This is a genomic window from Phytohabitans sp. LZ39, from assembly GCF_059359075.1.
On sequence record NZ_JCADBM010000008.1, the window covers coordinates 314,296 to 329,789 of the forward strand.

Consider the following 15,494-nt stretch of genomic DNA (forward strand, 5'->3'; position numbering starts at 1 on the left):
GCTCTTCGCCGTGTCACGCCCATTTCGGGCTAACGATCATGGTGCCGCCCACCTGCCGAGCCACATCCCCAAACCGAACCAAGCCGGGGACGGCCCGGCCGGAGCCCGAGGCCCCGCCGGAGGCGCAGCAGTAACCGCAAGCAACAGCGGACGGGTGAGGCCGCGGGAGCAACGGAGAGCGACCACGACGGACATCGCGGTAGCCCAAAATCTTCTGGGAAAGAAGTCCGCGGCGCTACCCGGCGGCGGCGCGGGTTTCGGCGAGGAGTTGCTCGGCTCGGGAGAGCCAGGGTGTGGCGCCGATGCGGGCGAACCAGTCGCGCGCGGCGGTGAGCCGTTCCAGAGCTTCCGCGAGCCGGCCGGACGTGCGGTAGGCGTCGCCGAGTGCCAGCAGGACCTGGGCGACCAGCAGCGACTCCCCCGCCTCTGCGGCCATCAGCTGCGCCGCCCGCAGGCTCGACTCGGCCTGGCCGATCTCGCCGAGCCGCACCTTGACGAGGCCCAGCCCGTATCGGGCGAAGGCGGCGCCGACGCGGTCGCCGGTGGCGTCGACGATCTCCAGTACGGACTCGAACGCGCTGGCGGCACGGGTGTACTGGCCCTGGTGGTGGTAGGTCTCGCCGAGGCGGTACAGGGCCTGCGCGACCACCCGCTTGGCCTGGAGCTTTCGTGCTATCTCCAGCGCCGTCCCGAGGAGCCGTTCCGCCTCCTCGTACTCTTCCGCCTCGACCTTGACCTGCGCGATGTTGGTGAGCACGTGCGCTTCCGCGATCGTGTCGCCGGCTCGCCGCAGGTCGTCGAGGGAGCGTTCGTACCGCGCCAGCGCGCCCGCGGCGTCGCCGCGCACCCGGTCGATGTACGCGAGGTTGCGCTCGGCCAGCCCGCGTCCGTGCTCGTCGCCCAGCTGGGTGAACATCTCCGCCGCGGTGCCGAGGCGCTGCGCGGCGTCGTCGAAGCGCTTTTCCAGCATGTTGAGCGAGCCGAGCGAGTAGAGCATCGCCGCCTCGCCCCGGCGGTTGCCGGCCTTGCGGGTGGCGGCCAGGCCGACGTAGTGGGTCTCCCGCCAGTCTTCGTGGTAGCTGCGCGCCTCGAAGAGCGTCACCAGGCTCATCGCCAGGTCCCAGCAGAGCTCGTCGAGCCCGGCTTCGGCCGCCTGCCGGACGGCGGCGACGAGTGCGGACCGCTCCCGCTCGTACCAGTCGAGGGGCTCGGCGAGCAGCTCGTCCGTCCCGGGGACAGGCCAGGTCGCGGCCGTCCCGTGCAGGATCGTGAAGTCGCCGCCGTACTCGCGGCGGTGCGCCTCACCGGCCAGGTGGAGCCAGGCGCCGTTTACCCGGCGCAGCGCCGCGCGCCGCTCCTCCGGCGCCTCCGCGACCGCGAGACGCTCCCGCGCGTACACGCGGATCAGGTCGTGGAGGCGGTATCGGACGCCGTGCCGCCCGGTCCGCTCGACGTCCAGCAGGCGGGCGTCCACCAGCGCGTCGAGCGCGTCTTCCGCGTCGTCGGCCGGCTCGTCGAGCAGCGCGCCGGCGGTCCAGGAGTCGAAGTCGGACGCCTCCAGCACGCCCAGCCGCCGGAACAACCGCTTGGCGCGCTCGTCGAGCGCCTCGTACGAGACGGCGAGGCTGGACCTGACGCCGTGCCCGCCGTAGTCGAGCTCGTCGAGCCGGCGCCGCTCGTCTTCCAGCCGGGCCACCAGCCGGGCGAACGTCCAATGTGGGCGGGCGGCCAGCCGCGCGCCGGCGATCCGGAGGGCGAGGGGCAGCCCGCCGCAGCGCCGCACGAGCGAGCGCACCTCCTCCGGCTCCGCGTGCACGCGATCCTCGCCGGCGACCTTGCTCAGCAGCTCGGTCGCGCGGGTCAGGTCGAACACGGCGACGTCGACCCGGTGCGCGCCGGCGAGCCGGGTCAGCCGTGGCCGGCTGGTGACCACGATCGCGCTGGTGCCGGTGCCGGGGAGCAGGGGGGCCACCTGGTCTTCGTCGGTGGCGTCGTCGAGGACGACGAGCACGCGGCGGCCGGCCAGCCGGTCGCGGTACATCTCGGCGCGCTCGTCGAGCCCCTTGGGCAGCGCGGAGCCGGGCACGCCCATCGCGCGCAGGAACCGCTCCAGCACCTGGGCCGGGCTGACCGGCCGGGCGTCGTTGCTGCGCAGCGTGACGTACAGCTGGCCGTCGGGGAAGTCGTGGCTCAGCTGGTGTGCCACGTGGACGGCGAGCGTCGTCTTGCCGACCCCGCCCTTGCCGCTCAGCGCGGCGATGGCCACCGGGGACGTGTCGGCGCGCTGAGCGAGCACCTCGCGCAGCTCACGGACGATCGTCTCGTGCCCGGTGAAGTCGGCGATGTCGGCGGGCAGCATGCGGGGCGGCGCGTCGGTGTCCGGCACCCGCTCGGCACCCCCGCCGCCGGCGGGGTCCGCCTCGGCCGGGTCGAGTGCCAGCTCACGGGCGAGGATCGCGCGCTCGAGGCTCTGGAGCGCGCTGCCCGGCTCCAGCCCCAGCTCCTCCACGAACACCTGCCGGGCCTGCCGGTAGACCTCCAGCGCCTCGGCCTGCCGCCCGTCCCGGTACAGGGCGGTCATCAGCTGGGCCCGCAGCCGCTCGCGTACCGGGTTTTCGGCGGTCAGCGCCATCAGCTCGCCGATCAGCTCGTGGTGGCGGCCGAGCTGGAGCCGCACCTCGATGCTCTCCTCCAGCAGGGCGATGCGCCGCTCCTCCAGGCCCACCGCGGCACCTTGCAGCAGGCGGCTCTCGACGCCGGTGAACGGCGGGCCCCGCCACAGCGTGATCGCCTCCTGGTAGAGCTTGGCGGCGTCGGCGAACCGCTGCTCCATGACGGCGGCGCGGCCGTTGGCGGCAAGCTGGCCGAACACCTGGAGGTCGAGCTCCCCGCTCGGGACGCGGATGAGGTAGCCGGGCGGCCGGGTGTGGATCGCGTCCGGAATGCCCGCGTTTACCAGTGCCCGGCGCAGCGCGGACACGCAGATCTGGATCTGGCCGCGCGCGGTCGGCGGCGGCGTCTCGTCCCACACCGCGTCGACGAGCCGGTCGACCGAAACGGCGTGGTTGGCGTCGAGTAACAGCGTGGCCAACACGACGAGCTGTCGCGGCGCGGACGTCTGAAGGACTCCTCTGGGGCCGGCGACTTCGAGCTCGCCGAGGATCCGGTAACGCACGAAACCGTAGTCCTTTTGTAGGAGATCCCTGCTCGTCAGGATAGCGGTACACCCTGGTGCCGGCAATCTGAGCCAATTGCCTTCGACAATGCGCTGGTAGTCGCGCGATAGCACGCCGGTGAATGATTTTCTGCACATCGAGGACAGGAGGGCATAGTGGTCATCTCGACCCTCGTGGTCGACGGCTGGAGCGGGCGGCCAGCGGCCGGCGTCTCGGTCCGGCTGGACCGGCTGGGCCACGACCGATGGCGAACGGTCGCGGCCGGGTCGACCGGCGAGGATGGTACAACTGCGCAATTACGCGGTCTCGGGCAAGCGGATCCGGGCCTGTTCCGCATCACATTCGAGACGAATGCCTATTTCGCCGAGCTGGGACTGCCCGCGGCCAACACGGAAATCACGCTGACATTTACGATCGCGCGGGCGGACGAGCGGTATGAACTGGCCCTGCTCATCTCGCCGTACATGTACGTCATCTATCGGCGGTGCTGACCGGCGCCCCGCTCGGGGTCTCGGTCAGGGTCGGCAGCGCGCGCGTGGTGCGCAGCGGCGACCGCACCATCGGCAGGAGCGCGAGCAGCGCACCCACCGCCGACACCCACAGGGCGGTGCGGGCCCCGGCCAGCTGGCCGAGCACGCCGCCGAGCAGGCCGCCCAGCGGCATGGTGCCCCACACCAGGAACCGCATGCTGGCGTTCATCCGGCCCAGCAGCCGTTCGGGCGTCAGGCCCTGCCGGAAGCTGAGCTGGGTGACGTTGTAGACAACGTTGGCCGCACAGGAGAGCGCGAACCCGGCGGCGGCGCCCCACAGCGGCCATCCGCGCTGCGCGAGTGGCACCGCCAAGCCGCACACGCCGGTGGCGAGCAGCGAAAGCCAGATCGTCGGTCCCTGCCCGAAGCGGGCGACCACCCGGGTGGCGACGAGCGCGCCGGCCAGGCCGCCCGCGGCGGCGACCGAGTAGAAGACGCCGATGGTGCCGGGCGGAAGCCGCAGGACCGTCGCGAGCAGCACGACGAGCATGGCGTTGGTGATGCCGGCGAAGAAGTTGAACGTCGCCGTCGACGCCGCGATCGCCCGCAGCAGACGGTTGCCGAACACGAACCGCAGCCCCTCCGCGATCTCGTGGCGCAGGCGCACGTCCGGAGCGCGCTCGGGGCGCGGCTCGCGCTTGCGGACGCGCAGGAGGAACAGCGCCGACACCGCGTAGCTGGCCGCGTCGGCGAGCACGGCGAGGGGCGCGGTCAGCACCTGGATCAGCACGCCGCCGAGCGTCGGCCCGGCCACCTGGCTCACCCCCCGGACCGCCTCCAGCTTGGCGTTGCCCTCCGCGAGGCGCTCCCGGCCGACCAGGTGTGGCAGGTAGCTCTGGTACGCCACGTCGAAGAACACCGTGAGCACGCCGGTGGCGAGCGCGACGAGGTACAGCTGGGGCATCCGCAGCACGCCCAGGCCCCACGCCACCGGCACCGAGGCGAGCACCAGGGCGCGGCCCAGGTCGCTGGCGATGAGCACGGTGCGCCGCCGCATCCGGTCGACCCAGGCCCCGGCCGGGAGCCCGACCAGCAGGAATGCCACCGTGTGGCAGGCGACCAGGACACCGACGTCGAAGCTGGACGCCCGCAGGGCGAGCACCGCCACCAGCGGCAGCGCGAGCAGGGTGATCTGACTGCCGAGCTGGCTGACGGTGTCGGCCAGGAACAGGTGCCGGAAGTCGGGGTCACCGAGCAAGCCCAGTCGGGGACGCGGGCGCATGACCGCAGTATGGGCCGCTGGAGTCGGCGCGGGTCAACCCCTTGGGGCGATACGGGTTCGAAAGGCTCGTGATGGCGCCGCGCGGCACTCTTGCCTCACCTATGTCCACATGCGACATATCCAGGGAGGTGCTGTGTTAATTCGAGGCGAGGGTCTCACGGTCGAGGACGTCTACCGTGTCGCGGTACACGGTGAGGACGTCCGGATCGACGAGACCCAGCTCAAGATGGTCGACGAGACCTGTGAACGGGTCAAGCGCTGGGGCGCTGACGGCCATCCCATCTACGGCGTGACCACCGGGTTCGGCGAGATGGTCTACATGAGCATCCCCCCGAAGTACGAGACGGAACTTCAGGAGAACCTGCTGCGCAGCCACGCCGCGGGCGGCGGTGAGGACTTTCCCGACGAGGTGGTGCGGGCGATGCTCGTGGCCCGCCTCAACTGCCTGACGAAGGGGTATTCCGGCATCACCGCGGACGCGCTGCACCTCATGGGCGAGTTTCTCAACCGCGGTATCCACCCGGTGGTGCCGCAGCAGGGCTCGCTCGGTGCCAGCGGTGACCTCGCGCCCCTGTCGCACCTGGCGCTCCCGCTGATCGGGGCCGGCCGGGTGCGCCACCGCGGCGCGGTACGCGAATCAGCGCCCGTGCTGGCCGAGGCCGGTCTGGACCCGGTGCGGCTGGGGTACAAGGACGGCCTGTCCCTGATCAACGGCACCTCCGGTATGACCGGCGCCGCCTGCCTGGCCCTGGTCCGCGCCGAGCGGCTGGTGCGCCTGGCACTGTGGACCTCGGCAGTGTTCGTCCAGGTGCTGCGGGGATCCACCCGCGCCTTCGAGAAGCGTGGGCACGTGCTGAAGAACCACAGTGGACAGACCATGGTCGCGGAGCGGATCAGCGACCTGCTCGCCGGCGGCGAGCTGACCCGCGACCACGAGGAGATCATGCGGATGATCTCCGCGGCCACGAGCGCCGAGTCCGACGTCACCCAGGTCGACGACTACCTACAGAACGCGTACACGCTGCGCTGCGTGCCGCAGATCCTCGGCCCGGTGGTGGACGCCATCGGCTACTGCCGGACCATTGTCGAGGAGGAGCTGAACTCCTGCAACGACAACCCGCTGATCTTCGAGTCGCCAGAAAGCATCTTCCACGGTGGACACTTCCACGGCCAGTACGTGGCGATGGCGTGCGACTTCCTCAACATCGCGGTCACCGAGATAGGCGTCCTGGCTGAGCGGCAGCTCAACCGGCTCCTCGACCCCCACCTGAACAAGGCGTACCCGGCCTTCTTCGCCCTCGGCGAGGAGGGGCTGTACTGCGGCCTGGAGGGCGCGCAGTACCTCGCGACGAGCATCGCGTCGGAGAACCTCGACCTGGCCGCGCCCGCGTCGGTCAAGACGATCCCGTCGAACGGCCAGAACCAGGACGTCGTCAGCATGGGCCTCATCGCGGCCCGCAAGTCGCTGCGGCTGGTCGACAACGTCGGCACGATCGTCTCCGTGCTGGCCGCCGCCTGCTTCCAGGCCGCGACGATGACCGGCTTCGACCGGTTCAGCCCGGGTGTGCGCGACCTCCTGGACCTCCTCGCCAAGCGGGTCGACGCGTACCGGGACGACGAGGGCGTCGTCGGCGACTTCCTCAGCACCGTCCGCGAGACCATCCACAGTGCAGAGGCACAGCGCTGCCTCTGACGGTGACACGAAACCGGCCAGCCCTCGCGAGAGCTGGCCGGTTTCGTTTGGCGGGGCTTTTCCACCACCGATTCGAAACACAGATTTTGGGCTACCGCGACGTCCGCGGTAGTCCGGACCACCGCGGACGTCGCGGTAGCTCGCATCTCTGTCTGGGATCCGGTTTTCAGCGGCCGCGCGCGGCCGTGCCCCAGTCGACGCCGCGGTCGACCCACACCCGTAGGCCGAGGTCCATCTCGACCAGCAGGTCGATGACGAACTCGTTGCCCGCGTCGCCGTTGGCCATGACGACGAGGCCGGCGCCGGTCTGTAGGCCGAAGGCTGAGTGCGACCGGTAGCCGACGGTCTCACCCGAGTGCCCGAACCAGCGGACGCCGTCGCTGACGCGGACGACCGTGCCCAGCCCGTAGGCGGCGTCGGGCAGGGATGCCAGCATCTCGCCTACCGCCCAGCGGTCGAGGACGGTGCCGTTGCCGGCGTGGGCGCGCTGGATCTCCGCGGCGATGCGGCCCAGGTCCGCGGCCGTGGTCCAGAGGCCGCCGGTCGCGGACGGGTAGACCCGCCAGCCGCCGTCTACGGGTGCTCCCGTGCTGTCGTGCCCTGTGGCGACGTGCTCGCCGCGGGCGGCCGCGAACTCCTCGCCGTAGCCGCTGTCGGCCATGCCGAGCGGTGTGAAGACCAGCTCGCGCATCAGGTCCGCGAACGGGCGGCCGGTCGCGTCTTCCAGGATCTGCTCGACTACGACGAAGTTGTTGCCTGAGTAGGAGAACCCGGCGCCGGCGGGCGCGACGCACCGCACCGGTGGGGTCCGCGCCGGTGGCCGGCCGTCGAGCACGTCGCGGGCGGTCGGCACGGGCAGGTCGCGGGGACGGGCGCCGAGCCCGCCGAAGTCGCCGTCGTTCACACCGGCGGTGTGCGAGAGCAGGCCACGCAGCGTGACCGGCCGGTCCGGGTCGACCGGCGGTAACGAGCCGCCGCGCAGGTACAGGTTGACGTCCTCGTCGAGGTCGAGCACGCGTTCCCGGGCGAGCCGGAGCACCGCGACCGCCGCCGCGTGCTTGCTCGTGGACCCGGCCTGGAACACCGTGTCCGCGCGCACCGGCACGCCGCCGCCGGCCCGGGTGACGCCCTCGCCCCACGCCTCGACGACCTGGCCGTCGGCGACGAGGGCCACGCTGGCACCGGCGATGTGGTGCCGCTGCTGGCACAGCCGGATCGCCGGTACGCCCGGGGAGAGCCGACCGAGGAAGGCCCGCTCGGGCAGGGCCGCCCGGTGGTGCTCGGCGGCGACGCCGCGGCAGTGGTCGAGCAGCGCGCGGAGCCGCTCGACGAAGCGGTCGGCCAGCGCGCCGATCGTGCCGTCGTCGAACTGCTCGGTGGAGTACGTCCAGTGCACCCGGAAGACGCCGTCGACCACGACACCGTCGACCTCGATCAGGTACGGCCGGATGCCCCCCGGCGCGCTGACCGCACCCGGAACCGAGCCGAGCTGGACGAACGGGCGGCCGCCCGGATCGCTGTGCAGCTGGCCGTGGTAGGTGAAGCTGACACTCGCGGGCGGGCCGTCGACGCCGGCGATCCCGTACCCGATGCCGTGGTTGGGGGTGGTGTGCAGGTGCTCGCGGACCGCCTTGATGTCGCGGGCCGGGTCCGGCCCGCGCCCCAGCTCCACCCGCAGCGGGTGGAACGTGGTGAACCAGCCCACGGTCCGGGTCAGGTCGACGTCGTTGAACAGCGGCTCCCGGCCGTGCCCCTCCAGGTCGACGTCCACAGTAGAGCTTCCGGTGCGCTCGCCGATCGTCTGGGCCAACGCGGTGACGAGCAGGTCGGTGACGCGCGTGCGGTACGCGGTGTGCGCCGACCGCAGCAGCGCCTCGGTCTGCCCGTCCGGGAGCGTGCGGGTCACAGTGGCCGCGGAGCCCTCGGTGTTGCGCCCGCCCGGATGGTCCACCGGCAGCGGCACGGGCCGCGGCCGCGGCAGCCGCCAGTAGCCGGCCTCGGCGGCGAACGCGTCGCTCGTGGCGTGCTCGGCCAGCCGCGCCGCCCAGGCCCGGAACGACGTGGTCTTGGCGGGCAACGCGCCCTGCTGGTACGCGGTGGCCAGATCCTCGAGCAGGATGCCCCACGAGACGGTGTCGACGGCGATGTGGTGCACGGTGACGATCAGCTCGTCGGGGCGGCCGTTGCCGTACCGCAGCAGCAGCGCGCGCAGCAGCGGGCCGGTTTCCAGGTCGAGGCTGGCGTGCAGGTCGCCGGCGAGCCGCTCGACGGCTTCCTCGCGGCCGCTGACGTCCTCGACGCGCAGCAGCTCCGCGCTCTCCGCGGCCGCCACGTGCTGGTGCCACACACCGCCTTCTTGGCGGCGCAGTCGCAGCCGCAGCGCGTCGTGGTGTGCCACGAGGGCCACCAGCGCCGCGCGCAGCGTCTCCTCCGCGACCGGCCGGTCCCAGCACAGCCGCACCGCCTGGTTGTAGTGGTCGTGCGGCCAGTCCAGCGCGGTGAACCAGCGCTGGATCGGGGTGAGCGGCAGCTCGCCGGTGACGGTGCCCTGCTCGGCGCTGACCGGCACTGGCGGCGTGGGCTCGACGCCGATCGCGGCGGCCAGCTGCGCGATGGTCGGGTCGGCGAACATCTGCCGCGGTGTCAACACGACACCGGCCCGGCGGGCGGTCACCATCACCTGGATCGACAGGATCGAGTCACCGCCGAGGTCGAAGAAGTTGTCGTGCACGCCCACGTTCTCCACGCGCAGCACGCGGCTCCAGATGTCGGCGAGGATCTTCTCGACCCGGCTGCGCGGCGGGACGAACTCCGTGGACAGCTCGGGGCGGGAGCCCTCGGGTGCGGGCAGGGCCGCCCGATCCACCTTGCCGTTCGGGTTGAGCGGCAGCGCGGGCAGCGTGACGAACGCCGCCGGCACCATGTAGTCGGGGAGCCGGGCGCGCAGGTGCGCGCGCAGCTGCGAGGTCGTCGGCGGGGTGGCGCCGGTGGGCACCAGGTAGGCGACGAGCCGCTTCTGGCCGGCCAGCTCCTCGCGGACGACGACGACCGCCTGGGAGATCCCCGGCTGTGCGCTCAGCGCCGCCTCGATCTCGCCCAGCTCCACCCGGAACCCACGCAGCTTGACCTGGTGGTCGAGCCGGCTGAGGAACTCCAGGGTGCCGCCGGGCTGCCAGCGGAGCAGGTCGCCGGTGCGGTACATGCGGCTGCCCGGCGGGCCAAACGGGTCGGGCACGAAGCGCCGCGCGGTCAGGCCCGGCCGGTCGTGGTAGCCACGGCCGACGCTGTCGCCGGCCAGGTACCCTTCGCCGGCCACGCCGACCGGCACCGGCTGGCCCATCCCGTCCAGCACGTACACGCGGGTGTTGGCGATCGGCGCGCCCACCGAGATCTGGCCGGCGGCGGGGTCGCAGCGCCACGCGGTGGAGTCGACGGAGACCTCGGTGGCGCCGTACAGGTTGTCCAGCCGGACGTCCGGGCACCGGCGCGCCAGCTCCGACACCACGTCCGGGGTGAGCGCCTCGGCGCTGGCGAGGAGCTGGCGCAGTGGCAGGGTCCGCCCGTCCAGCAGCGGCAGGAGCGCGCGGAGCATGGAGGGCACCAGATGCGCGGCGGTGATGGACTCGCCGATGATGGTGTCCACGATGTACTGCGGGTCGCGGTAGCCGTCCGGGCGGGCGAGCACGACCGTCGCGCCGGTGCTCCACGGCCAGAACATCTCGTACACGGAGATGTCGAAGCTGAGCCCGGCGAGCTGGAGCACCCGGTCGCCCTCGGCCAGCGGGTACGCGGTCACCATCCACCAGATGTAGTTGACGATCCCGTTGTGCCGGATCAGCGTGCCCTTGGGCCGTCCGGTGGAGCCGGAGGTGTAGATGACGTACGACAGATGCTCCGGCGTGACGGCGGGCCGCGGCCGCGACGCCGGGCTCTCGGCGATGCGGGCCGCGTCCTCGCCACCGTCCACACACACCACTCGGCCCCGGTAGCCGGCGAGCCGGTCGACGAGCCCGACCTGGGTGAGCACCACCGGCGCGGCGGTGTCCTCCAGCATCAGGCCGAGCCGCTCGGCCGGATAGTCCGGATCCAGCGGCACGTACGCGGCGCCGGCCTTGAGCACGCCGAGCACGGCGACCGCCATCTCGACGCCGCGTTCCACGCAGATCCCGGTGTACGACCCGGGTCCGGCGCCGAGGGCGCGCAGGTGGTTGGCGAGCCGGTTGGCCCGCTCGTCCAGCTCCCGGTACGAGACCGGCTCGCCGCCGGACACCACCGCGACGGCGTCCGGCTGGCGGTCCGCCCGTGCCTCGAACAGCTGGTGCAGGCAGAGCTCTGCGGGGTAGGCGGCCGCGGTGTCGTTGAACTCCCGGACCACCGCCCGCCATTCCTCCGCCGGCAGCGCCGGCAGCGCGCCGACCCGCTCGGTCACGCCGGTGCCGAGGGTCGCGAGCAGGGACCGCAGGTGGGTCAGCAGCCGCTCCGCGCTGCCGGCGTCGACCCGCGCCGGCTGGTAGTCCAGGCGCAGCCGCAGCTCGTCGCGGAGCTGGGCGTTGAGTACCAAGGGATAGCCGGTCTGTTCCCAGGTCCGCACCGGGGTGATCGCCAGGCCGTCCGGCGCGAGTTCCGGACCGGGTGCCGGGCTGTCGAACATCAGGATGGTGTCGAACAGCCGCTGGCCGGCCGGAATCCGGCTCTGCCGCTGCACGTCCACGAGCGCGCAGTGCTCGAAGTCGCGCAGCTCCACAAGCTGCTCGTGGACGCCGCGCAGCCACTCCTCGACGGTGGCCTCGTGCGGTATCCGCACCCGGACCGGCAGCGTGTTGATCAGCAGGCCGACGGCCCGCTCGACCTCCGGCACGGGCGCGGACCGGCCGGTCACCGTCGATCCGAACAGCACGTCCGGCCCGCCGCCGTACCGGGACAGCAGCAGCGCCCAGGCGGCGTGCACGATCGACCCGACCGTGATCCGGTGCCGCCGGGCCAGGTCCCGCAGCCGGGTCATGACGTCCGGCGGCACCGTGCCGAACGCCATCGCCACGCCCTGGTTGGTGCCCCAGCCGCCTGCCGTGCGCGGCGCGAAGAGGGTCAGCGGCGTGGGCGCGGTCACCCCGTCGAGGACCCGCTGCCAGTACTCCTCGGCCTTCGCCGGGTCGTGGCCGCGCAGCCAGTCCACATAGGGCCGGAACGGCACCGGCTCGGGCAGCCGCGGCAGCGTGCCATCGCGGTGCAGGCTGTCGTAGGTCGCGCGCACCTCGTCGAGGACGATTTGCACGCTCCACCCGTCCAGCAGGACATGGTGGCCGTGCCAGACGAACCGGTGGCTGCCGTCCGCGATCCGGATCAGGTCGAACCGGCGCGGCGGCGTGCGTTCCAGGTCGACGCCGCGGGCCCGCTCGGCGGCCAGGTGGGCGGTGATCCGGTCCGGCACCTCGGCGAGCGGCGTGTCCCGCCAGTCCAGCTCGCGCAGCTCGACCGGCGCGTGTGGGTGCACGGTCTGCGCCGGCTCGGGCAGGTCGTCCCAGGCGAACGTGGTGCGCAGCATCGGATGCCGCTCGACGACGTGCTCCCAGGCCCGGCGCAGCGCGGCCGGGTCGAGGTCGCCGTCGATGGCGAAGACGAACTGGACGATGTAGTCGGTGCTCTCGGGCTCGAAGAGCGCGTGGAACACCATGCCGTTCTGTAGGGGCGTGAGCGGGTAGGTGTCGCCGCCGCCGGGGCTCGACGCCGCGCTCACCGGCACGGCCGCGGCGGCCAGCTCGCCGAGCGTCTGCCGGGTCAGCACCTGCCGCGGGGTGATCGTCCAGCCGGCCGCGCGGGCGCCGGCAACCACGTGGATGGCCCGTACGGAGTCGCCGCCGAGGTCGAAGAAGTTGTCGTGCACCCCGACCGGCCCGGACCCTAGGACGTCGGCCCACACCTGGGCGAGTGTCCGTTCGGGCGCGGTGCCGGGCGCGACGAACTCCACTCCCCCGAGGTCGGCCGGCAGCGCCTTGCGGTCGATCTTTCCGCTCGGCGTGTACGGCATGCGGTCCAGCACCGCGACCCGGCTCGGCACGAGGTAGGCGGGGAGCGTGCCGGCGAGGTACCGGCGCAGCTCGATCTCCACGGCCGGACCGCCGCCGGCCACGACGTAGGCGACGAGGCGGAGGCCGCCGTTCGGGCCGGGTACCGCCACCACGGCCGCCTGCCCGACGTCGGGGTGGGCGAGCAGCTGGGCCTCGACCTCGCCGGGCTCGACCCGGTGCCCGCGGATCTTCACCTGGCTGTCGATCCGGCCGATCAGGTCGAGCGCGCCGTCCGGGGTGTGTCGGACCCGGTCCCCGGTGCGGTACAACCGCGCCCCGGGCGGGCCGAACGGGTCGGGCACGAAGCGCCGGGCGGTCAGGCCGGGCCGGGCATGGTAGCCGCGGGACACCCCGGCGCCGCCGATGTACAGCTCGCCGGGGACGCCGGCCGGCACCGGGTCGAGCCACTCGTCGAGCACGTAGGCGCGCACGTTGGGGATGGGCCGCCCGATGACGCTCTCGTCCGCGCCGTCGGGCACGTCCGTGTACGTCGCGAGGACCGTGATCTCGGTGGGTCCGTACGCGTTGACGAGCCGGTCGGCGTGCGTGCGGATCCGCCGGGCGAGCGACTCTGGCATCGGTTCGGCGGTGGTGATGGCGAGGTCCAGGTGCCCGTCGAAGCCGGCGGCGAACAGCAGCCGCCAGCCCGACGAGGTGGCCTCCAGGTGCGTCACGCCGTGGTCGGTGACGACGGCGCGCAGCTCGGCGCCGTCGACCCGGGCCGAGTCCGGCGCGATCACCACCGTGGCGCCGGTGACGAGCGGGAGGAACAGCTCGATGGTGGAACCGTCGAAGCCCATCGGCGACAGCAGCAGCCAGCGCTGGCCCGGCGCGGCGCCGGCCAGGTCGCGGACCCCGGCGAGCAGGTTGGTGACCGACCCGTGCGTGACGTCCACGCCTTTCGGCGTGCCGGTCGAGCCCGACGTGTAGACGACGTAGGCCAGATCGGCCGGCGCCGGGTCCGGCAGGTCACCGGCCGGCGCGCCGTCGACCAGGCAGCTCGCCAGGTCTTCGACGACGAGGCGGGCGCCGACGTCGCCGCGCATGAACTCGCGGCGGGCGGCCGGGAAGGCGGGGTCGATCGCCAGGTAGGCGGCGCCGGCCTTGAGTACGCCCAGCACCACGGCGGCGAGGTCGACGCCGGGCGCCATCGCCACGCCGACGACGTCTCCGGGTGCGGCGCCGCGCGACCGCAGCCCGGCGGCGACGCGGTCGGTGAGCCGGTCCAGCTCGCCGTAGGTCAGGGTCCGGTCGCCGCAGCACACGGCCGGCACGTCGGGCGCCGCGGCGGCGCGGTCCCGGAACAGATTCACCACCGTGCCCGAGGGCGGCCGGGCGGTGGCGTCGCCGGCCCAGCGCAGGGTTCGCGCGCGCTCCTCCGGACCGGTCACGACCGCGCTCGTCACGGTGCCGTCCGGGTGCGCGGTCACGTGTTCCACCACGTTCACGAGGTATCGCAGGACGCGCCGCGCGGTCCGCGGTGCGAAGAGGTCGGTGGCGTAGACGAGGTTGAGGTCGATCTCGTCGGTGCCGTTCACGGCGGTGAGCGTGAGGTCCACCATGGCCGGTTGCTCGACGAGGTCTACCGGGTCGGCGTCGAGTGCGGGCAGGTGCCCGGTCCGCTCGCTGCCCTCGAAGCACTGGTACAGCACCTGGTAGACGGGGTTGCGCGAGGCCGACCGGTTTGCCCGCGACGCCGCCACCACCTGGTCGAACGGCACGTCCTGGTGGTCCAGTGCGCCGAGCACGGTGTCCTGGACGCGGCGCAGCAGCGCGGCGAAGTCGGGCTCGTCCGACAGGTCCACGGCCAGCGCCACCGGGTTGGTGAACAGCCCGACGAGCGGCTCGGTCTCCGCGGTCACCCGCCCGGACACCAGCGAGCCCACCGCGAACCGCCGCTGGCCGCAGTAGTGGCCCAGGACCGTCGCGAAGCACGCGAGCAGTACTGTGTAGACGGTCACGCCGTGGGCGGCGGCCAGCGACCTCACCGCCGCGCTCAGCTCGGCCGGGAGTGTCCACCGTGTACATTCGCCGCGGTAGGACTGGGCGGTGGGGCGGGGCTTGTCGGTCGGCAGCTCCAGCACCTGGGGCGTCTCCGCCAGCGCGGTGCGCCAGTAGGCCAGCTGCCGCTCGCGCCGGGCCGCGGCGCGCTCCAGCTGCCAGTGCGCGTAGTCGGCATACCGGATCGGCAGCGCGGCGAGGTCGGGCCGGCGGCCGGCGGTCGACGCGCCGTACAGCTCGTCCAGCTCGCGCAGCAGCACCGCGCTGGACCAGCCGTCCGTGGCGATGTGGTGGGTGGCCAGGCCGAGCACGTGGCAGTCGTCGAGCGTGACCAGCAGGGCCCGGAAGACCGGCCCGCGGGCCAGGTCGAACGGGGTGGCGAACTCGGCGGCGACAAGGCGCATCGCCTCGTCCCACTGCTGTGCCCCCGGGTGCTGGCGCAGGTCCACTGTGCGCAGTGCGGCCGGGCCGGCCGGTGCGATCCGCTGCACCGGCGAGGCGGCGCCGGAGTACGTGGTGCGCAGTGTCTCGTGCCGGGCGACGAGCGCGTCCAGGGCCGCGCGCAGCGCGTCGACGTCGAGCGCGCCGCCGACGCGCAACACGCGCGGCACCGTGTAGTTGGCGGTCGACTCCAGGAACTGGTTGGTGACCCACATGGCGTGCTGCACCGGCGAGAGCGGCGCCGGACCGTCCGGCCGGCGCGGGATGCCCGAGCCGCTCGACGCCCGGCCCCGCAGCCGCTGGCGCAGCAGGGCCTGCTTCTGCGGCGACAGGGCCGCGGTCCGTCCACTGTCGATGCTCATGTGC

General features: G+C 73.0%; 5 protein-coding genes. 2 read left to right on the top strand and 3 right to left on the bottom strand.

Features of this window, described 5'->3' with window-relative positions:
- Window positions 1-235: 235 nt before the first annotated feature.
- Window positions 236-3,175 carry an AfsR/SARP family transcriptional regulator gene (locus tag AC5L36_RS18455; RefSeq protein WP_441217593.1) on the bottom strand — a complete coding sequence of 980 codons (2,940 nt, stop codon included), beginning with the start codon at window positions 3,173-3,175 and terminating at the stop codon, window positions 236-238.
- Window positions 3,176-3,331: 156 nt separating this feature from the next.
- Between AC5L36_RS18455 and AC5L36_RS18460 the strand changes: the two genes are divergently transcribed.
- Complete coding sequence (locus AC5L36_RS18460) at window positions 3,332-3,667, top strand: hydroxyisourate hydrolase (protein ID WP_441217595.1); 336 nt, start codon at window positions 3,332-3,334, stop codon at window positions 3,665-3,667.
- Here AC5L36_RS18460 and AC5L36_RS18465 read toward each other — a convergent pair.
- Entirely contained in the window at window positions 3,648-4,928 is a 1,281-nt protein-coding gene (locus tag AC5L36_RS18465; protein ID WP_441217597.1) for an MFS transporter, read from the bottom strand. The two genes, AC5L36_RS18460 and AC5L36_RS18465, sit on opposite strands and share 20 nt — an antisense overlap.
- A gap of 133 nt (window positions 4,929-5,061) precedes the next feature.
- Between AC5L36_RS18465 and cmdF the strand changes: the two genes are divergently transcribed.
- On the top strand, window positions 5,062-6,621 hold the full coding sequence (gene cmdF / locus AC5L36_RS18470; RefSeq protein ID WP_441217598.1) for a tyrosine 2,3-aminomutase: 1,560 nt from the start codon (window positions 5,062-5,064) through the stop codon (window positions 6,619-6,621).
- Window positions 6,622-6,787: 166 nt separating this feature from the next.
- Here cmdF and AC5L36_RS18475 read toward each other — a convergent pair whose 3' ends face one another.
- A complete protein-coding gene (locus tag AC5L36_RS18475) occupies window positions 6,788-15,490 on the bottom strand; it encodes a non-ribosomal peptide synthetase (RefSeq protein ID WP_441217600.1) in 8,703 nt (2,900 codons plus the stop codon).
- Between the last annotated feature and the right edge of the window lie 4 nt (window positions 15,491-15,494).